Annotated in this window: 17 protein-coding genes and 1 riboswitch; of the genes, 7 read left to right on the forward strand and 10 right to left on the reverse strand. The window is 56.2% G+C overall.

From position 1 onward, the window contains the following. Positions 1 to 219 precede the first annotated feature (219 nt). The 4 genes from A6U95_RS12125 to A6U95_RS12140 all read left to right on the forward strand — a co-directional run bounded on the left by A6U95_RS12125 (position 220) and on the right by A6U95_RS12140 (position 3,539). Complete coding sequence (locus A6U95_RS12125) at positions 220 to 879, forward strand: DUF1190 family protein (protein WP_024483036.1); 660 nt, start codon at positions 220 to 222, stop codon at positions 877 to 879. A 3-nt stretch (positions 880 to 882) separates the two neighbouring features. Next, positions 883 to 2,043, forward strand: coding sequence for a glutathionylspermidine synthase family protein (locus A6U95_RS12130; protein WP_024483037.1), 1,161 nt, complete (start codon positions 883 to 885; stop codon positions 2,041 to 2,043). Between the two features lie 157 nt (positions 2,044 to 2,200). Beyond that, on the forward strand, positions 2,201 to 2,764 hold the full coding sequence (locus A6U95_RS12135) for a glucose-6-phosphate isomerase family protein (RefSeq protein WP_065684678.1): 564 nt from the start codon (positions 2,201 to 2,203) through the stop codon (positions 2,762 to 2,764). Continuing rightward, positions 2,757 to 3,539 (forward strand): glucose-6-phosphate isomerase family protein, encoded by a 783-nt coding sequence (locus tag A6U95_RS12140; RefSeq protein ID WP_065684679.1) that lies wholly within the window; start codon positions 2,757 to 2,759, stop codon positions 3,537 to 3,539. Before A6U95_RS12135 ends, A6U95_RS12140 begins: the two co-directional genes overlap by 8 nt. A gap of 44 nt (positions 3,540 to 3,583) precedes the next feature. Here A6U95_RS12140 and A6U95_RS12145 read toward each other — a convergent pair whose 3' ends face one another. The 5 genes from A6U95_RS12145 to A6U95_RS12165 are packed head-to-tail and all read right to left on the reverse strand — an operon-like array spanning position 3,584 to position 7,931. Beyond that, positions 3,584 to 4,405, reverse strand: a complete 822-nt coding sequence (locus A6U95_RS12145; protein WP_024483040.1) for a PTS system mannose/fructose/sorbose family transporter subunit IID — start codon at positions 4,403 to 4,405, stop codon at positions 3,584 to 3,586. Then, the gene (locus tag A6U95_RS12150; RefSeq protein WP_024483041.1) at positions 4,405 to 5,205 is read right to left on the reverse strand and encodes a PTS sugar transporter subunit IIC; all 801 of its coding nucleotides are present in this window, start codon (positions 5,203 to 5,205) and stop codon (positions 4,405 to 4,407) included. Before A6U95_RS12150 ends, A6U95_RS12145 begins: the two co-directional genes overlap by 1 nt. 16 nt (positions 5,206 to 5,221) lie before the next feature. After that, a complete protein-coding gene (locus A6U95_RS12155; RefSeq protein ID WP_065684680.1) occupies positions 5,222 to 5,722 on the reverse strand; it encodes a PTS sugar transporter subunit IIB in 501 nt (166 codons plus the stop codon). Positions 5,723 to 5,731: 9 nt separating this feature from the next. After that, a complete protein-coding gene (locus A6U95_RS12160) occupies positions 5,732 to 6,160 on the reverse strand; it encodes a PTS fructose transporter subunit IIA (RefSeq protein ID WP_065684681.1) in 429 nt (142 codons plus the stop codon). A 4-nt stretch (positions 6,161 to 6,164) separates the two neighbouring features. Further along, positions 6,165 to 7,931, reverse strand: coding sequence for a class I mannose-6-phosphate isomerase (locus A6U95_RS12165; protein ID WP_065684682.1), 1,767 nt, complete (start codon positions 7,929 to 7,931; stop codon positions 6,165 to 6,167). A gap of 216 nt (positions 7,932 to 8,147) precedes the next feature. Here A6U95_RS12165 and A6U95_RS12170 point away from each other — a divergent pair, with 216 nt between their 5' ends. Next, positions 8,148 to 9,158, forward strand: a complete 1,011-nt coding sequence (locus A6U95_RS12170; protein ID WP_065684683.1) for a LacI family DNA-binding transcriptional regulator — start codon at positions 8,148 to 8,150, stop codon at positions 9,156 to 9,158. A 28-nt stretch (positions 9,159 to 9,186) separates the two neighbouring features. Here A6U95_RS12170 and ygiD read toward each other — a convergent pair whose 3' ends face one another. Next, entirely contained in the window at positions 9,187 to 9,969 is a 783-nt protein-coding gene (gene ygiD, locus A6U95_RS12175) for a 4,5-DOPA dioxygenase extradiol (RefSeq protein ID WP_024528280.1), read from the reverse strand. A gap of 207 nt (positions 9,970 to 10,176) precedes the next feature. On the opposite strand from ygiD, the gene zupT reads away from it, so the two are divergent. Further along, positions 10,177 to 10,944 carry a zinc transporter ZupT gene (zupT, locus tag A6U95_RS12180; protein ID WP_065684684.1) on the forward strand — a complete coding sequence of 256 codons (768 nt, stop codon included), beginning with the start codon at positions 10,177 to 10,179 and terminating at the stop codon, positions 10,942 to 10,944. Positions 10,945 to 11,002: 58 nt separating this feature from the next. Here zupT and ribB read toward each other — a convergent pair whose 3' ends face one another. Beyond that, positions 11,003 to 11,656, reverse strand: coding sequence for a 3,4-dihydroxy-2-butanone-4-phosphate synthase (gene ribB, locus A6U95_RS12185; protein ID WP_021179502.1), 654 nt, complete (start codon positions 11,654 to 11,656; stop codon positions 11,003 to 11,005). A 111-nt stretch (positions 11,657 to 11,767) separates the two neighbouring features. Beyond that, positions 11,768 to 11,929: riboswitch (FMN riboswitch) on the reverse strand. A 147-nt stretch (positions 11,930 to 12,076) separates the two neighbouring features. Here ribB and A6U95_RS12190 point away from each other — a divergent pair. Further along, positions 12,077 to 12,352 (forward strand): accessory factor UbiK family protein, encoded by a 276-nt coding sequence (locus tag A6U95_RS12190; protein WP_065684685.1) that lies wholly within the window; start codon positions 12,077 to 12,079, stop codon positions 12,350 to 12,352. A 28-nt stretch (positions 12,353 to 12,380) separates the two neighbouring features. Here A6U95_RS12190 and yjeH read toward each other — a convergent pair whose 3' ends face one another. The 3 genes from yjeH to glnE all read right to left on the reverse strand — a co-directional run bounded on the left by yjeH (position 12,381) and on the right by glnE (position 18,084). Then, entirely contained in the window at positions 12,381 to 13,634 is a 1,254-nt protein-coding gene (gene yjeH / locus A6U95_RS12195; protein ID WP_065684686.1) for an L-methionine/branched-chain amino acid transporter, read from the reverse strand. A gap of 100 nt (positions 13,635 to 13,734) precedes the next feature. After that, positions 13,735 to 15,165, reverse strand: coding sequence for a bifunctional D-glycero-beta-D-manno-heptose-7-phosphate kinase/D-glycero-beta-D-manno-heptose 1-phosphate adenylyltransferase HldE (gene hldE / locus A6U95_RS12200; RefSeq protein WP_024528276.1), 1,431 nt, complete (start codon positions 15,163 to 15,165; stop codon positions 13,735 to 13,737). 81 nt (positions 15,166 to 15,246) lie between these two features. Beyond that, positions 15,247 to 18,084 carry a bifunctional [glutamate--ammonia ligase]-adenylyl-L-tyrosine phosphorylase/[glutamate--ammonia-ligase] adenylyltransferase gene (gene glnE / locus A6U95_RS12205; RefSeq protein WP_065684687.1) on the reverse strand — a complete coding sequence of 946 codons (2,838 nt, stop codon included), beginning with the start codon at positions 18,082 to 18,084 and terminating at the stop codon, positions 15,247 to 15,249. Positions 18,085 to 18,093: the final 9 nt, after the last annotated feature.

Genomic DNA, 18,093 nt, shown 5'->3' on the forward strand with positions numbered 1-18,093 from the left:
GTTACATAATGGAACGTAGCTTCGGGCAAAACGTTCCATTATGTAACGCTTTTGCTGCAGTTATGCGCAGTAAAGCGAACTGGCGCACACCGTAACGTATAAGTGCGTAAAGAGTGGATCCTGCGGGTGTTTCAGCTTTAATTTTGAGCATCTTTCCCCTATCCTATCGACCACTACTGGGCAAGGGCGAATAAAGCCCGCATGATGGGATAAATATCGATGAAACGGACCAAAAACATCAACAAAGACACCTTCCGCAAATCCTGGCGCAGCTACCGTGTTGCCCCCGTGGCTTTGGCGATCAGCGCAGTGTTTATGCTGGCCGGCTGCGAACAGGCGGATGAGACGGTTTCCCTGTATAAAAATGCTGACGATTGTTCAACCTCCAACCCGTCGATGAGCGAGCAGTGCACCACCGCGTATAACAACGCGCTGAAAGAAGCGGAAAAAACCGCACCTAAATATGCCACTCGTGAAGACTGCGTAGCCGAATTCGGTGAAGCGCAATGTACTCAGGCTCCAGCACAGGCTGGCATGGCCGCAGAATCACAAAGCAGTGGTAGCATGTGGATGCCGCTGATGGCGGGCTACATGATGGGCCGCATGATGGGTGGCGGGGGCTACGCTCAACAGCCGCTGTTTTCCTCTAAAAACGCCGCCAGCCCGGCAAACGGCAAGTTTGTTGACGCCAGCGGTAAAAGCTATGGCCCGGCAACCGCAGGCGGCCGTTCCATGACGGTACCCAAAACCGCAATGGCACCCAAACCCGCGGTGACCAATACCGTTACCCGTGGTGGCTTCGGTGAGTCCGTGGCCAAACAGACCAGCATGCAACGCAGCAGCGCCACCTCCAGCAGCTCACGCAGCATGGGCGGTTAAGACATGAAACGCGTTGCGATTAGCGAGCGCCCAGACTGGCGCGAAAAAGCCACCGAATTTGGTTTCGCCTTTCACACCATGTACGGCGAACCCTACTGGTGTGAAGATGCCTATTACCAATTCACATTGGCGCAGATCGAAGAGATTGAAGATGCCACCGCCGAACTGCACCAAATGTGCCTGAAGGTGGTGGATAAGGTGGTCAACAGCGATCAACTGATGACCAAATTCTGCATCCCCAAGCACACCTGGGAATTCGTTCGCAGCTCCTGGCGCACTAATCAGCCTTCGCTGTATTCACGCCTCGATCTGGCCTATGACGGCATCAATCCACCCAAGCTGTTGGAAAATAATGCCGATACGCCAACCTCACTGTATGAGGCAGCGTTCTTCCAATGGCTGTGGCTGGAAGATCAGATCAACGCCGGCAAGCTGGATCCCGCCGCTGACCAGTACAACAGCCTGCAAGAAAAACTGATCGAACGTTTCGCCGATCTGCAAGCCAACCACGGCTTTAGCCTGCTGCATCTGGCCTGCTGCCAAGACAGCGAGGAAGATCGCGGTACGGTGCAATATCTGCAAGACTGCGCGCTGGAAGCAGGCCTGCCGACCGAATTCCTGTTTATGGAAGAGATTGGCCTGGGCGAGAAAGGGCAGTTCACCGATCTGCAAAATCAGGTTATCAGTAACCTGTTCAAGCTCTATCCGTGGGAATTTATGCTGCGCGAGATGTTCTCCACCAAGCTGGAAGATGCTGGCGTACGCTGGCTGGAACCGGCCTGGAAGAGCATTATCTCCAACAAGGCTCTGCTGCCACTGTTGTGGGAAATGTTCCCGGATCATCCAAACCTGCTGCCAGCCTACTTTGCCGAGGACGATCATCCGCAGATGGATCATTACGTCACCAAGCCGCTGTTCTCACGCGAGGGTGCCAACATCCAGATCGTCCAGAACGGTCAGGAAGTGGCGCGCGTAGATGGGCCATACGGCGAAGAAGGCATGATTGTGCAGCAGTTCCATCAATTGCCCCAGTTTGAAGGCAGCTATACGCTGATCGGCAGTTGGTTGGTCAACGATCAGCCTTGCGGTATTGGCCTGCGTGAAGATCGCGAGTTGATCACCCAGGATCTGTCGCGCTTCTACCCGCATATTATTCTTGGTTAATCCGTAGGGTCGAACATAGTCACCGAAGGGGCGTCGCACAATGCGCCCGATCTGAGGCGCGAAATTTTCGCGCCTTTTTTATTGGTCCTCTCTGGTGATTAATCGATTAACCTCATATACTCAAACGGTCTGTTCTCCTCGGGCGGAGCTACCAGATATGAAGCTGACTTCCCTTATCCCGCCGCAGGTAAACCTGCATGATGGGCGCTTTACCGCACCTGATGTACAACATAAATCCACCACCCTGGGCAACCTGGCAGGGATATTTGCCGATCGTCACGCCTGGCAGGCAATGCCAGCAGAGTTTGCCGTCTACAGCGTTGAAATGCTGCCTTCCCCATCGCTGGAAGGTGAGTTGTTTGTCGGCACTACGCACTTGCAACCGGGTAAGGTGGGTAACGAGTTCTTTATGACCCGTGGGCACTTCCATCAGCGCCGTGAACAAGCTGAATTCTACTTCGGGTTACGGGGTAAGGGTTTGCTGTTGCTACAACATCAGGACGGTGACTGCATCCTTGAGCAAGTGTTTGCTGGCAGCGTCCACCATATCCCCTCCTTCACCGCCCACCGTCTGATTAACACCGGCGATGAGGTGCTCTCGGCACTAGCGGTCTGGCCAACGGTGGCCGGGCATGATTACAGCGCCTTACAGCCAAAGGGCTTCAAACTGCGGGTGTTCGCCGATGGCGCAGGTTGGAAAGCGGAGGCCCAATATGAGTGACTTAATGCTGCCGTATGGATTGGACGTGCGCGTTACCCGTGAGCCGATGGGTTTTGGCTATGGGGATGAGGTGATAGGGCCGCTGCCAGAGATCCGCACGTTGGATCAAATCCGCCCTTCGCTTCGCGACCCCGACTGTGATGGCCCAGAGCAGGTATACGCCATCGTTATGGACGTGGCCAAGCAGCAACATCTGGTGGAGTTAAAAAAGCGCATGTTGTTATTTGGTATCGTAACCTATGCCAAAGGCCAACTGGGGCGTGAACCGATACGCAGCCAAGGGCATATTCACCGCGTCAGCCAGCACAGCGGCTGGTCTCCGCCGGAGCTGTACGAAATCTGGCAGGGCAAAGCGATCATCTATATGCAGGAACGGGTCGAACGGGACCCAGGACGCTGCTTTGCCGTCCATGCCGGACCAGGGGAGAAAGTGCTGGTGCCGCCGGGTTGGGCGCATGCTACCATTTCCGCCGATCCCCATCAGCCACTGACCTTCGCCGCCTGGTGCGATCGCGAATACGGCTTTGAGTATGAGGCGGTACGGGCCTACAAAGGGCTGGCATGGTATCCATTATTGCAGGGCGATAACATCGTCTGGCAGCAAAACCCGCATTATCAATCCGGCAGGTTGCACGCCATCGGGCCACGGCATTACGCCGAGTTTGGTCTGAGCGATAAGCCGCTCTATGCGCAATTTGAGACGGACCCGGCACGCTTCCAGTTTATTTCCAAGCCGGGCAGCGTAGCGGAAAAATGGCAGAGATTTGAACCTTGATAGAAGACGGGCGCAACCTTTGGCTGCGCCCGATGGATGATGGTTCAGGAGAACAGGCCGCAGGCGACTCCGGCAGCGGCCAACACCAGCAGGCCTAGCATCGCCTTCACCGGTGAAAGCCCGCGCTTAGCCATCAGATACCAGGTAGCCAGCACCACGATCAGCGGCATCAGGTTAGGGAAAATACCATCCAGCATGTGTTGCAGCTGAATGTTCACCCCATCCTTGGTGATAAACTCCAGCCCTGTACCCAGCTTGACGTAGCTGGCGGCCACGCCGCCCATGACAAACACCCCCAGCAGGGAAAGCGCTTCACGCAGGCGGGAGGATTTGCTGCTGACCAGCATCTCCACCGAGCCGGACCCCATGTTATAACCCTTCATAAACAGCCAGTAAGAGCCAGGGATAACGATCAGGCTAAAGGCAATAATGTAAAACAGCGGCCCAATCACGCTGCCACCGGCGGCCAGTGCCATGCCGATACTCAACAGGATGGGGATCAACATCCCCGGCAACATGGAATCGCCGATCCCGGCCACTGGCCCCATCAGGCCCACTTTCAAGGTGTTGATGGTTTCACCATCAATCGGTTCCCCGTTGGCCCGTTTCTCTTCCAGCCCGATCACCATACCGTTGACGATCGCGCCCAGCTGCGGCTCGGTATTATAAAATGAGGTATGGCGGCGAATGGCTTCAATGCGCTGCTGTTTGTCCTGATACAGTTTTTTCAGCGCGGGCATCATGCTCAGGCAAAAACCATAAGACTCCAGCCGCTCAAAACTCATCGAGGACAGGTTATACATCATCCAGGCGCGCCAACAGCGGCGCAGATCCTGTTTATTCAGTTTAGGTGTTGGCGTTTCCATCAGAATTCATCCTCATCGTCGGCCTGGGGCCCAGCCTGTGCACTGGCGACCTGCGGCTCCGGCTTATAGTTGTAGTGGATCAGCGCTAACAGCGCGCCAACAATCACCAGCGCCACCATATTCAGCTTGAGGAACACGATGCAGATAAACCCCACCAGGAAGTAAATCAGCATGCTGTAGTTTTTAATGATCTGCTTGAGAAGAATGGCAATCCCCACCGCAGGCAGAATGCCACCGACCACGTTCATGGTGGTTAGCACCAGCGCGGGCAGGCTGTCCATGAAGGCGTTGATGTAGCGAGCCCCGAAGAACACCGCGATAAAGGTCGGCACAAAGCGCAGCAGGAAGTTGGTCACCTGCGGCCAAATGGCGCTGTTAAGATAGATCCCCCGTTCATCCCCCTGCTCTACCGCCACGTCCGCTCGGTGGTTCCAATAGGAGTTGAGCACCATCATGGCGTTGAACAGCACGGTGCCCATGATGCCGATAGTCGCTGCCAATGCGACCGCTACCTCCGGGCCCTTGCCGGAAAGTATCCCCAGCGCAATCGCCGGGAAGGCGACAAAGTTGAGATCGGCCGGCATCGATCCTCCTGGTGTTACCATGGCGATATATACCGCCTGAACCGCAACACCGATGATGATACCGGTCTGTACATCGCCGAGGATCGCCCCCACCAGCATACCGGAGACCAACGGGCGGCTGAGAATATACCAGCCTCCGGTCAGCCCCAGCAGCCAAGGGCTACTCAGCGCGCCGAGATAGCAGAGTATCCCGATAAGCGTCGCTTCAAACCACATAGTTAACTCCTGTCAGTCAGACCTGTTTGAGTTTCTTTTTGGCATCTAGCCAGCTGAAATGACTGGCGTCGGGTACCAGACGGAATTCGATCGCGTGGCCACGTTCGCTGAGAAAATCGAAGGCAGCGCTCTCTTCTTGATTGACCGACTGGTTCGGACCAATGGTTACGGTCTGTGCCCGTGCCGACATCGGCCCAACGTTGATCTTCTGGTTACGGTTTTTTAAATCGATACCGGCTTCCAACAGCCTGCGCAGCGTGACCGGCGATTTACCGATCACGAAGTATTGCTTGTCGCTAGCGATCACCTTCGGCAGCTTTTCTATCGCCTGTGCTACGGTGAATAACCACACCTTGGTGTCTTGTACCGCTCCTTTCATCACCGATGACAGCAACGGATCTGCCGCTACCTCATCGTCGATCGCCACAATCCCGTCGCAGGGCAGCTCCTTCGCCCAACGGGTAACCAGCTGGCCGTGGATCACCCGATCGTCGATACGTACAAATGAAATTGCCATGATTTTTCCTCAGAAATCGTCCGGTTGTGCTGCTTGCGCCGAGCGGGCAACCACGATGGTTTCGCCCCCCTGCGCTACTAACTCTTGTGCGGCATGCTGCACATCCACGCCCTCCAGCAAGTCGGCACTCATCAGTAACATGGGGAAATTCACTCCAGTCACTACTGCCATCGGCACAGCGTTATTGGGGTCAAACGCATGCCGACAGGCCACGTTATAAGGAGTGCCACACAGCAAATCGCACAGCACCAATACACCATCAGCACCGGAGCTGACCCGCTGCAGTTCGGTGGCAAAATCCTGCTTGAAAGCCTCAATACCACCGGTCTCAAAGAGGCTGACGTAACTGGTGTGCGGCAACTCGCCATAAACCATGCTGGCGCTGGTCATCAGAGCCTCAGCCAGCGGGCCATGCGAGATCACAATCACTTTCAACATCGGTTTATCCCCTTACCCAGGCTTTGATGGTGGCGAGGGTCTTACCCTGGCTGCTGCCATAAGGGCTGATACGATAAGATCCCACCGCCGCCGGGACGATAAAGGTTTCCGCATAATGCACCACAAACGGCGCGAATCGGCCCTCAGGGCTATCGACGATCGCCTCCTCACCTTCAATCAGATTCAGCACGTTCACCCGCCCTTCGGTATGGTGCAACACCGGTTCATTGAACCAATGGCGACGAGTTTCAATAAATTCACGCTCATGCAGGCCGGTGCGCTCTTCCCGCCAGCCCGGCCCTTCGGCAACTGGTTCGATACGGTTTACTAAGTGCTCCTGCACCCAGGCGGTGTCACGCTGCCAGTCGATCACCTGCTCGCCATGCTCCAAATGTACCGGTCGCGGCTGCCCATCCAGCCCCAGGCGACCCCAATCCCAGAGTTTGAAGGTGAAGATGTAAGGCGTGGCGCTGATTTCCAGCACCATTGCCCCATCGCCGGAACAATGTACCGTCCCCGCCGGGATCAGGAAGTGATCGTGTTTATTGGCCGGGAACTGGTTAACAAACCTTTCATCATCAAAGGCTTTTTCACCCCGCTGAGCAGCAGCCAGATCGGCCATCATAGCCTGTGGGTCGGTGCCGGTTTTCACGCCCAGATAAACCTTGGCTCCCGGCTCCGCCGCCAGAATGTAGTAACTTTCATCCTGGGTGTAATGCATGCCGAAATGCTGCTGGATATATTCGGTAATGGGGTGAACCTGGAAGCTGAGGTTTTGCCCGCCGACGGTATCCAGGAAATCAAAACGGATCGGGAATTCAGCGCCGAAGCGGGCATGTACTCGTTCCCCCAACAGAGGGCGAGGATACAGCAGCACCAAATCCTGTGAGGGGATCTCGACCCGGACGTCACCAAACCGCATTAGCAGGCTGTTTTCCTCGGGCACGCAGTCAAAACACCATGCATAGTTGGCTGCCGCCGGATCGAGATCGAACTGTTGCTTCATCCATTGACCGCCCCAAACGCCAGGGTCAAAAAATGGGACTACGCGAAACGGTTGCCGGGTGGCCTGTTGCAACCCGGCGTGGAACGCAGTACCGGCTACCAGCTTGGGTGAACCAGCCTGATTGGTATCCAGCACAAAGTTGGCTCGCTGCAACAAGGGGGTTTTGTGACGATCAAAGACCCGCCACTCTACAAAAAACGCGCGCTTATAACGGCGCAGTACGTCTTCATTCAGGTTGGCAACGCCCCAGTTGCCCAACTCGCCCCGGCGAAAACGTTGTTGTATCTCCCAGCGCGCCAGATCGGCATAAACCAGCACATCCCCTGCCGCGATGAGTGCCGCCCCTGGCCCATACACCACCACCAAGCCGCTTTCGACGGCCGCGATTGCCGCACGTTGCTGCTGCACGGCCTCATCGGCAAAAAACTCCGGCATTTCGTGGCAGGACAACACGCCAAAGACCCGGTCATCCGTCAGATTACGTTCAATCATCGCGTGGATATGGCTTTCATCATATTTGGCCTGCTCGGCGTTCAGTACCAGAGCGGGTAACAAGGGATCGATCAGTTGCGACTTGAGCTCCGCCAGATCCACGCCGTGGTAGCAATCCACAACCAGTATGGTTTTAGCCAATCCTTGCGCAGCGATATGGCTACTGATGGCCTGCACCACGGCTGGCCAACCTTGCCAGGCAGCGCGGTCAAACCCCTGCACCACCAGTTCCGGGTATTTGTCATAGTTTGCTTTACGATGTTGCTCGGACATGATCTGTTGCCTATGCTCTGAAAACATAACCAAAGATTAATCGATTAACCCAATCTTAAACAGCGTGGTTAACGGGATTAACCTCAAAAAACGGCGATAAAGCGGACTAAAGCCCAAGTTATTGCGATATATATCACAAATAATTTTCATCATTTGCCAACAAAAGGTTAATCGTTATACCTTAATGTGAGATCCCGCCTGCAAACAGGATATGAAATGAGCACCATCACGCTGGCCGACGTCGCCGCCAAAGCAAAAGTCTCCACCGCCACGGTTTCCATGGTATTGCGCAATCGTGGTCGCATCTCGGATGAAACCCGCAAGCGCGTACTGAGCGCCATCGATGAGCTAGGTTATGTCTATAACCAGACTGCGGCTAACCTGCGCAATCGCAGCAGTAATCAGGTCGGCCTACTGCTACACGACATCACCAACCCGTTTTATGCGGAAATGACCGCCGGGCTGAGCCAGGAGATGGAGCGCCACCAGCTCATGCTGTTTTTGGCTAACAGCGAAGAGTCTGCCCCCAGACAGCAAAAATTTGTCGACTCGCTTTTGCAGAACAATGCCAGTGGCATGGTGCTATGCTCCGCACGACAAACGCCGCCGCTGTTCTTTGAAACGCTCAAACGCCGCAAGATCCCGGCCATTATGGTGGTTCGCCCGGTTGCGGACGCTCATTTTGACTTTGTCGGTACCGATAACTTTTTGGGCACTCAGTTAGCCACGCAGCACCTGCTGGATCTGGGCCATCGGCATATCGCCTTTATTGGTGGCTCAGTCAGTTCCACCTCGCGCGCGCAACGCCTGGGTGGCTATACCAGCAAGCTGTTGGAAAAGGGCATTCAGGTCAGAGGGGAATGGATTGTTTGCAGTGAGGCTAGCCAAAGCTCCGGTGCTAAAACCGCAGAGCAACTGTTTACGACATACCCAGAGCTCACCGCCGCATTATGCTATCAGGACATCGTGGCGCTAGGGGTGATGCAGACTTTACGCAAACTTGGCCGCCAGGTAGGCCGCGATTTTGCACTGATTGGCTTTGACGATATTACCGAGGCTTCCCTGGTACAGCCGGGGCTAACCACGGTGTCCGTCGCCTCACGCGAGATTGGCCGTAAGGCCGGGGAACTGTTGTATAGCCGTATTCAGGGTAACGATGAACCGCCAAAGCGCATCATTCTACCGCCTTCGCTGGTGATCCGTGAGTCCTGCGGTTATGGGGTGTAGTGAATAGGGGGCTATAGCCCCCTGACCATCAACCAATCTGCACCGAAAGCATGCTCAGCGCGGCCATTTCGATCCCATCGATCGGTACCGAGATCGGCTCTTTACCATCCCAGCCGCCCAATACATACAGCAACGGCAGATAATGCTCTGGCGTCGGGTTCGACAACGCTGCGCCTTCATGCTGCATATAATTCACCAGCGGGTGATGTTCGCCCTGATAATCCAGGTTATCACGTACGTACTGGTTGAATGACTCCGCCCAAGGATACGGGCTGGTGTCACCCTGCCATTTCACCATGCGCAGGTTATGCACCACGTTGCCGCTGGCCACGATCATTATCCCCCGATCGCGCAGCGCCGCCAGCTTACGGCCCAGCTCAAAATGGTATTCCGCTGGTTGAGTCCCATCGATGCTCAGCTGCACCACCGGGATATCGGCTTGCGGGTACATCTTGATCAGCACGCCCCAACTGCCGTGATCCAAACCCCATTCACTGGTATCGGCAATCACCTGCGCCGGGGCCAACAGGCTTTGCAGCTCTGCCGCCAGCTCTGGTGAACCCGGTGCCGGATACTGTGTATCAAACAGCGCCTGCGGGAAGCCGCCAAAATCGTGAATGGTTTTTGGATGTTCCATCGCCGTCACTGCCGTCCCACGAGTGTACCAGTGGGCAGACACAGCAACGATCGCCTTTGGCCGTGGCAATTGCTCACCCAACGCACGCCAGGCCTGGGTATAGCGGTTTTCTTCCAGCACGTTCATCGGGCTTCCGTGGCCAAGAAAGAGTGCAGGCATACGAGAGGTGGTCATAAAATATCCTTGGTTAGCATGACAAGTGTTCTGCTGACTACATTACGCTGTTTGCCTTACCGAGGCAGCCGGATAACCCTGATGGTGATCTTCAAGAAATTTGAATGGCTGGAACGATTGAAACCATCAACCAAATCCACTCGATTTATGACTTGGCTCTGTTAGTATCAGAAACTGATAAATATTATTAGCATACAAGGAGAATGCATGTCTGTACCGCTGATCCTGACCTTGTTAGCCGGAGGCGCTACCTTTGTCGGTGCCCTGCTCGGCATTATTGGCCAGAAGCCCTCCAACCGCCTGCTGGCGTTTGCGCTCGGCTTTGCCGCAGGGATTATGCTGTTGATCTCGCTGATGGAAATGCTGCCCGCTGCGCTGCACACCGTCGGCATGTCACCCATGCTTGGCTACGGCATGTTTATGCTCGGGCTGTTAGGCTACTTTGCGCTGGATCGCATGCTGCCACACCAACACCCGCAAGACCTGGTGCAAAAGCCCATCAAGCCCCATAACCTGAAGCGCACCGCCATGCTGCTGACGCTCGGCATCAGCCTGCACAACTTCCCGGAAGGGATTGCCACCTTTGTCACCGCCAGCGCCGATCTGGAACTGGGGATGGGCATTGCGCTCGCGGTCGCCATCCACAATATTCCAGAAGGGTTGGCAGTCGCCGGGCCGGTGTATGCGGCAACCGGCTCTAAAACCAAAGCGCTACTGTGGTCTGGGATCTCCGGAATGGCAGAAATTCTGGGTGGCGTAATGGCCTTCCTGGTGCTCGGCCCGATGGTTTCACCGGTGGTGATGGCGTCGATTATGGCTGCGGTGGCCGGGATTATGGTGGCGCTGTCGGTAGATGAATTAATGCCATTGGCCAAAGAGATCGATCCACACAATAATCCAAGCTATGGCGTGCTGTGCGGCATGGCGGTGATGGGGTTTAGCCTGACGCTGTTGCAAAGCAGCGGCATCGGCTAAAGAATTTTAAGCACAAAAAAGCCGCTTCATCAGCGGCTTTTTCATATCAGTCAGCGACTCAGCTGGCTTTCTTTTCGTGCGACTGGCGGTAAGCCACCAGATCTTCGATAGTCAGCACCACCATGTCATGCTGCTTGGCAAAGGTGATCACTTCTGGCGCATGCGCCATGCTGCCGTCATCGTTAGTCAACTCGCACAGTACGCCAGCGGGTTTGAAACCGGCCATTGAGACCAGATCGATGGTCGCTTCAGTGTGGCCGCGGCGGTTCAATACGCCACCAGGCTGAGCACGCAGCGGGAACACATGGCCTGGGCGGTTCAAATCGCTTGGCTTGGCACCGTCTGCAATGGCTGCACGGATAGTCGTCAGGCGATCGCTAGCCGATACGCCAGTGGTCACGCCCTGCGCCGCTTCAATCGTCACGGTAAAGGCGGTCTGGAACTGACTGGAGTTGTTGGTGACCATCATCGGCAGCTCGAGCTGCTGGCGGCGATCTTCGGTGATACACAGGCAAACAATGCCGCTACCGTGGCGAATGGTCAGCGCCATCTGTTCAACGGTCATGGTTTCTGCGGCGAAGATCATGTCACCTTCGTTTTCACGGTTTTCATCATCAAGCACCATCACACCGCGCCCGTTGCGCAGTGCATCAAGAGCGCGTTCAACGCGTTCTTCCGGCGTGCCGAAATCTGAAAGTAGAGTCTGATTCATGGTAAAAAACCTCATTAAAATTATGGATTACCAGAACCAGGGCGATCTTGAGGAGTGGCTATGCCAATAGCCAAAAAAATAACGCAAGCGGGGCATACGCCCGACAGGTGTCGTTACTCTCTCCCATCCGGACTATAACCGTCGGCCCCGGAATTACACCGGATCTGCTGACCTCTAACCCACTCCTGAGAGATAGGTTGAGCGCTCGCGGGCTTTCACCGTGAATGGTGATTTACCGCCGGTGGGGACTTGCACCCCGCCCTGAGAATAAGCATCTCGACTATAACCCCATCGCTTTAGTGTTTCAAGCCATCCGGTCGCGTAATGAGGGATCGCGCAGCAAACACGGTAATAGTTTATCCGGCGAGCAACTCGCATTACACTAAGCGTCAGCCACCAAATATCAGAAAGGGAAACGCCATGATTGACCCGAAAAAAATTGAACAGATCGCACGCCAGGTCCAAGAGTCGATGCCTAAAGGCGTACGTGAATTCGGGGAAGACGTTGAGAAAAAAATCCGTCAGGTACTGCAAGCGCAGTTGACCCGTCTGGATCTGGTTAAACGCGAAGAATTTGACGTGCAGACCCAGGTACTGTTGCGCACCCGTGAAAAGCTGGCATTGCTGGAACAGCGTCTGACCGAACTGGAAGGCAAGCTGAATACCGCGCCGGTAGCCAAGCCAGCAGACGAATAAGTTGTTCTAAGGGGCGCACCATGCGCCCTTATCGCTTGGAGACCGCCGCCTGCGTTTTACGCGGCAGCACCAACCAGATCAGCACCAACATCGCCAACGCATACAGACTTTTCCAGCCGATAATCACCAGCAATAACAAGCACAACGCGGAGCCAACGATCGCCATCAACCGCGAACGCCCCTGCAAGATCCGCCAACCCGCCAACATACACAGCAGATAAATCAGCACGAAAATGCCATTGGCGTATACCAGCAGCGTATCCAACGGCAGCTTCAGGGTATAGATCAGTAAAGTGAACAACAGGCAGCAACCGACCACCGCGCTCAGTGCATTGACCGGCACCTGGCCCGCGGAGAGTTTGGCTAAACCGCTAGCAGGCTTTTCCTGGGCCTGAGACCAGACCAGGCGGGCAAAGCTCTGGGTGTAGATATTCACGCTGGCAAAACAGGCCAGATAGCCGATGATGCAGGCAATCCACAGCGCATGTTCGCCAAACAGTTGCACCACGATCCCCGGCAACGAAGCGGCCGCCGCCTGATGTTCACCGTAAGCATGGAAGTGCAACACCGCTACGGTACATCCCCAATAGACCGCCCCCGCCACCAACAGCCCAAGCATTAACGCACGCGGAAAGTCCCGCTCTGGATGGCGAAACTCGGTCGCCAGATGAGCAAAAGCCTCCAGCCCGACAAAGCACCAGAACATCACCGCCAACGCGTGGAACATATTAGGAGGAGAAATATCTCTGACCGCAGGCCATGGGATTTGGGATGGAGTAATCCCGCCTTGCCACCAGATAGCCCCCACCAGAGCTATCACCAGAAGGGCAATCAAGGTCTGAATATTAGCACTGGAACCGGCGCTGCGTGTGCCAAGCAGCCAAATCACCACCAGCGTGACAATTTGCACCAGCAACAGGCCGTTGGCATCCCAACCCAAAGTAGCCTGCCAGAACCCTGCGGCGATTTGTAATGCGGCGGGCAAGCCAACGGGGATCACAGACAGGAACAGCCAAGCGGTTACCTTTGCCATGCGTGGCCCAAAGGCCAGGCCGACAAAATGCGCGGCGCCACCGGCGCTGGGGAAATGGCGGCCCAACGCCGCAAAAGCGATGGCGATCGGGAATACCAGCACAATCAGTATTGGCCAGGCCCACAGGCTGTCGCCGCCCGCCACCTGCGCCGCCAATGCCGGAACGGCAAAGACCCCGGTACCCAGCAGTGAAGTGGACAATAACCCAACGCCCTGCGCTAAACTCAGCTCCTGCTTAAGTCCACTCACTGCAAACCACCCTGTTTACCCGTCGTCTTTCAAGCTGCAGCGTTGTTACCTGCGCTTACCCACAGTTTGAAATCCATAGGGTATAGATATATAGATAAAGTTAACCACGACCATCCTTGATAGCCTTGATGATATTGGTGGTGGATAACCCATCTTCAAAGTTCAGTACCCGCACATCGCCACCGTTGGCCCAGACTTCAGCACTGCCAGCAATCTCATGCGGCTGGTAGTCGCCGCCCTTCACCAGCAAATCTGGCAGCACTTCGGCGATCAGGCGTTGCGGCGTATCTTCTTCAAACGGCACTACCCAGTCCACGGCACCCAGCGCGCCCAATACCACCATACGGTTTTCCAGCAGGTTAACCGGGCGGGTTTCCCCTTTCAGGCGCTTGGTTGACGCATCGCTGTTCACCGCCACGATCAGGCGATCGCCCAATTTGCGCGCATTTGCCAGGTATGAGACATGGCCAGCGTGCAGAATGTCGAAGATGCCGTTGGTCATCACCACTTTCTCGCCGCGTTGGCGCGCCTGCGCTACCGCTTTTTTCAACTCGGCCTCGGTCATTACGCCAAAGCCGGTTTCGGCGCGGCCACGAATGGCGTTTTCCAGTTCGACTGGCGAGACGGTCGAGGTACCCAACTTACCCACCACCACACCGGCGGCGGCGTTAGCCAGGAAGCAGGACTCTTCCAGCGTATTACCCGCAGCCAGAGCGGCAGCCAGTACACCGATCACCGTATCACCGGCACCGGTCACGTCGAACACTTCCTGCGCCTGAGTTGGCAGATGCAACGGCTCACGGCCCGGCTGCAGCAAGGTCATCCCCTGCTCGGAACGGGTGATCAGCAATGCGGACAGTTCAAAGTCCGCCACCAGTTTCATCCCACGCGTCACCAGCTCTTCTTCGCTCTGACAATGACCGACCACGGCTTCAAATTCGGACAGGTTTGGGGTCAGCAGCGTGGCGCCACGGTAACGTTCAAAATCGGTGCCTTTCGGGTCGATCAGTACCGGAACCTTCGCAGCACGTGCCAGTGCGATCATGCCCTGCACCTTGCTCAAAGCGCCCTTGGCGTAATCCGACAGTACCAGTGCGCCAATCTGCGGCAATGCCTGCTGGATACGCTCCATGATCGGCTGCGGATCGACGTTGGAAAAACCTTCCTCGAAGTCCAGGCGGATCAGCTGTTGGTTACGGGAAAGTACGCGCAGCTTGGTGATGGTCGGGTGCGTCGGCACCGAGACAAAGTCACAACGCACGTTAACCTCGTTGAGCTTGGCGCTCAGCGCACGCGCCGCGTCGTCGATCCCCGTCAGGCCCACCAGGCGTGAATTGGCACCCAACGAGGCGATGTTCATCGCGACGTTAGCTGCACCACCGGGACGCTCTTCGATGGTTTCAACCTTGACCACCGGCACTGGTGCTTCCGGCGAAATACGGCTGGTCGGCCCATACCAATAGCGATCCAACATGACGTCACCAACCACCAACACTCCGGCGCGGCGAAAATCAGGTAGTGTAACTTTCATCCGATAACTCCAAACAAGTCATAAAAATAAATTCGGCAGATATTAGCATAATAGCCTGCAATACCCGTAAAAACTGCCCCCTCAGCCCAGCCATTTACTCCAACTGACACGCACCTGCTCACGCTCGGCAGCAAACAGCTCACTGCTGACTTTGCTGGAGTGCTCCTGCAACGCCAAATGGTGGATCTCATCACGCATGGTGACATAGGCCTGGGTCAACGCCTGGGCCTCGTCTTCCGGCATGATGTCGTAATTGGCCATCAGCTCAAAGATACGCACGTTATCCGACCAACGCGTCAGGCGCGGTTCGCCCGCGGCATAACCTAAGACCAGGTATTGGGCAATAAATTCGATATCGGTGATCCCGCCTTCGTCCGCTTTGATATCAAACAGATCGCGCTGTTTACTGCCCAGATGGTTGCGCATTTTCTCACGCATTTCACGCACCTCCTGCTGCAGCTTGTTCACTTCACGCGGTTTGCACAAAATTTCGCGGCGGATCGCATCAAACTGCTGGTGCAGCGCCGGATCGCCATACACGATGCGCGCCCGCACCAGAGCCTGATGCTCCCAGGTCCAGGCTTCGTTACGCTGATAGTCGGCAAAGGCTTCGACGGTACTGACCAGCATCCCGGCAGCACCGGAAGGACGCAGACGGGCATCCACCTCATAGAGAATGCCTGAAGAGGTGCGGGTGCTGAACAGATGCATCACCCGCTGTGCCAGACGCAGATAGAACTGGCGACCATCGATGCAACGATCGCCATCCGTCATGACGTCTGGTGGACAATCCAGCAGGAACACCAGGTCTAGATCCGAGCTATAGCCCAGTTCCCAGCCCCCTAGCTTACCGTAGCCGATCACCGCAAACCCTAACCCCTCCCGTTCATGCAGATGGGTTGGTTGGCCGTAGCGCGCGACCATGTCTTTCCACGCCTGCTGCACCACCGCATCAATGATCGCCTCGGCCAGATAGGTTAAGTGATCGCTCACTTTCATCACCGGCAACGCCTCGGCGATATCCGCAGCAGCAATGCGCAGGTGCTGTGCCTGCTTGAACTGCCGCAACGCTTCCAACTGCTGTTCTTCATCGTCTTCCGGCACCCGCAGGCGGTATTGGCGCAGTTCGCTACGATAGGCATCAGGGGCCACCGGTTGGTACAACGTGGCAGTATCCAACAGCTCATCGAGCAACAGCGGATAACGCGCCAGTTGGCTGGCCACCATCGGTGATGCGGCACAAAGGCGGATCAGGTGGCTGAGGGCGGCATGGTATTCCACCAGCAACTCAAGGTAGGTAGTTCGGGTCACGATGCTCAGTAACAACTGGGTCAGGCGCGTCAAAGCCGTAGCCGCGTCCACGCGCGAACACACTTCAGCCAGCAAGCGTGGCATCAGTTGATCCAGCACGTCGCGGCCACGCGGGCCAATGGTGCGTTTGTCCACGTCGTGGCGGAAGTCGGCGATGGAACGCAACATCTGCCGCCGCGCCTCTTCGTCCAGATGGGGCGTCAGTGGTGCCAGCTCGTTCTCGTCCAGCGCATCCTGCCACAGGCTGTGATAATGCTGGTAGTTGGGATCTTCGCCTACGTCTGGGCTGTCGTCGCCGATCAGGTCATCAAATACCGCACGGACCTGGCGCATATGCGCTTCCAGCACCGCCATCAACGACGGCCAGTCTGGCTGATCCATTCCCCAGGCCAGACGCGCCTGATCCAACTCGTCCTGCGGTAGGGTTTGCGTTTGCTGGTCGGCAATCGCCTGCAACAGATTCTCCAGCCGCCGCAGGAACAGGTAGCCGTTACTCAGCTCAGCGACCTGCTGTGCAGTCAACAGCCCCAGTTCACCAACCGCCTGCAACGTCGGCAGCAGTGAGCGCCCCTGCAAACTGGGTTCACGCCCGCCACGGATCAGTTGGAACACCTGGGTGATAAATTCGATTTCGCGGATGCCACCGGCACCCAGTTTAATGTTGTCCTTCAGCCCCCGCCGCCGCACTTCGCGGGCAATCATGCCCTTCATATTACGCAGCGACTGGATCACGCTGAAATCGATATAGCGACGGAACACGAATGGCCGCAATGTCTTGCGCAGTTCCTGGCTGTAGGCATCTTCATGCCCCCCCATCAGGCGCGCCTTGACCATCGCGTAGCGTTCCCAGTCGCGCCCCTGCTCCTGGTAATAATCTTCCAGCGCGGCAAAGCTCATCACCAGCGGGCCGCTATCGCCAAACGGCCGCAGACGCATATCGACGCGGTAGACAAAGCCGTCGATGGTTTGCTGATCCAACGCTTTGATCAGCCGTTGCCCCAGGCGGGTAAAGAATTGGGCGTTATCCAGCTCACGCCGCCCACCCTGCGTATGGCCGTTTTCCGGATAGGCAAAGATCAGATCGATATCAGAGGAGAAATTCAGTTCGCCACCGCCGAGTTTGCCCATCCCCAGGATCAGCAAAGGCTGCGGCACGCCATCGGCATTGCAAGGCGTGCCCCACTCGCGGCAACAGGTTTGATAGAGCCAGTCACGGGCGCTAACGATTAGCGTTTCTGCCAGGGCACTCAGCTGTTGTAGCGTTTCTTGCGTGGTACATAGCTGCTGAGCCTGCGCCCAGGCAATGCGCACCAGGCTCTCACGGCGAAACAGACGGAGCACACGCATCAGCTGCGCTTCGTCCTGCACCTCTTCAAGCTCATCCTGCAACCAGGCGGCATAATGCTGCCACTCATCGGCCACCGGTGGCTGCTGGCGTAACGTTACCAACCATTCAGGATGGCCGAGCAACATGTCGCTGACAAAATCACTCGACGCCAGAACGCTTTGTTCTGCGGCGCTGAGCATCAACTCCGCGCCCTGAGTTTCCTGAAATCGCTGCACGATGTTCTGTGCCTGAAGCTGTAACGCAGCAGAGAGTGGCAACATAGTGAATGA

Source organism: Serratia sp. 14-2641 (assembly GCF_001692375.1).
GTDB lineage: Bacteria > Pseudomonadota > Gammaproteobacteria > Enterobacterales > Enterobacteriaceae > Chania > Chania fonticola_C.

Coding starts and splice junctions, on each gene's coding strand:
- glnE (WP_065684687.1), bottom strand. CDS start 18,084: ATGTTGCCACTCTCTGCTGCGTTACAGCTTCAGGCACAGAACATCGTG.
- A6U95_RS12190 (WP_065684685.1), top strand. CDS start 12,077: ATGATTGACCCGAAAAAAATTGAACAGATCGCACGCCAGGTCCAAGAG.
- A6U95_RS12145 (WP_024483040.1), bottom strand. CDS start 4,405: ATGGAAACGCCAACACCTAAACTGAATAAACAGGATCTGCGCCGCTGT.
- A6U95_RS12165 (WP_065684682.1), bottom strand. CDS start 7,931: ATGTCCGAGCAACATCGTAAAGCAAACTATGACAAATACCCGGAACTG.
- A6U95_RS12130 (WP_024483037.1), top strand. CDS start 883: ATGAAACGCGTTGCGATTAGCGAGCGCCCAGACTGGCGCGAAAAAGCC.
- A6U95_RS12150 (WP_024483041.1), bottom strand. CDS start 5,205: ATGTGGTTTGAAGCGACGCTTATCGGGATACTCTGCTATCTCGGCGCG.
- A6U95_RS12170 (WP_065684683.1), top strand. CDS start 8,148: ATGAGCACCATCACGCTGGCCGACGTCGCCGCCAAAGCAAAAGTCTCC.
- A6U95_RS12140 (WP_065684679.1), top strand. CDS start 2,757: ATGAGTGACTTAATGCTGCCGTATGGATTGGACGTGCGCGTTACCCGT.
- A6U95_RS12155 (WP_065684680.1), bottom strand. CDS start 5,722: ATGGCAATTTCATTTGTACGTATCGACGATCGGGTGATCCACGGCCAG.
- ribB (WP_021179502.1), bottom strand. CDS start 11,656: ATGAATCAGACTCTACTTTCAGATTTCGGCACGCCGGAAGAACGCGTT.
- ygiD (WP_024528280.1), bottom strand. CDS start 9,969: ATGACCACCTCTCGTATGCCTGCACTCTTTCTTGGCCACGGAAGCCCG.
- A6U95_RS12125 (WP_024483036.1), top strand. CDS start 220: ATGAAACGGACCAAAAACATCAACAAAGACACCTTCCGCAAATCCTGG.
- zupT (WP_065684684.1), top strand. CDS start 10,177: ATGTCTGTACCGCTGATCCTGACCTTGTTAGCCGGAGGCGCTACCTTT.
- A6U95_RS12160 (WP_065684681.1), bottom strand. CDS start 6,160: ATGTTGAAAGTGATTGTGATCTCGCATGGCCCGCTGGCTGAGGCTCTG.
- A6U95_RS12135 (WP_065684678.1), top strand. CDS start 2,201: ATGAAGCTGACTTCCCTTATCCCGCCGCAGGTAAACCTGCATGATGGG.
- hldE (WP_024528276.1), bottom strand. CDS start 15,165: ATGAAAGTTACACTACCTGATTTTCGCCGCGCCGGAGTGTTGGTGGTT.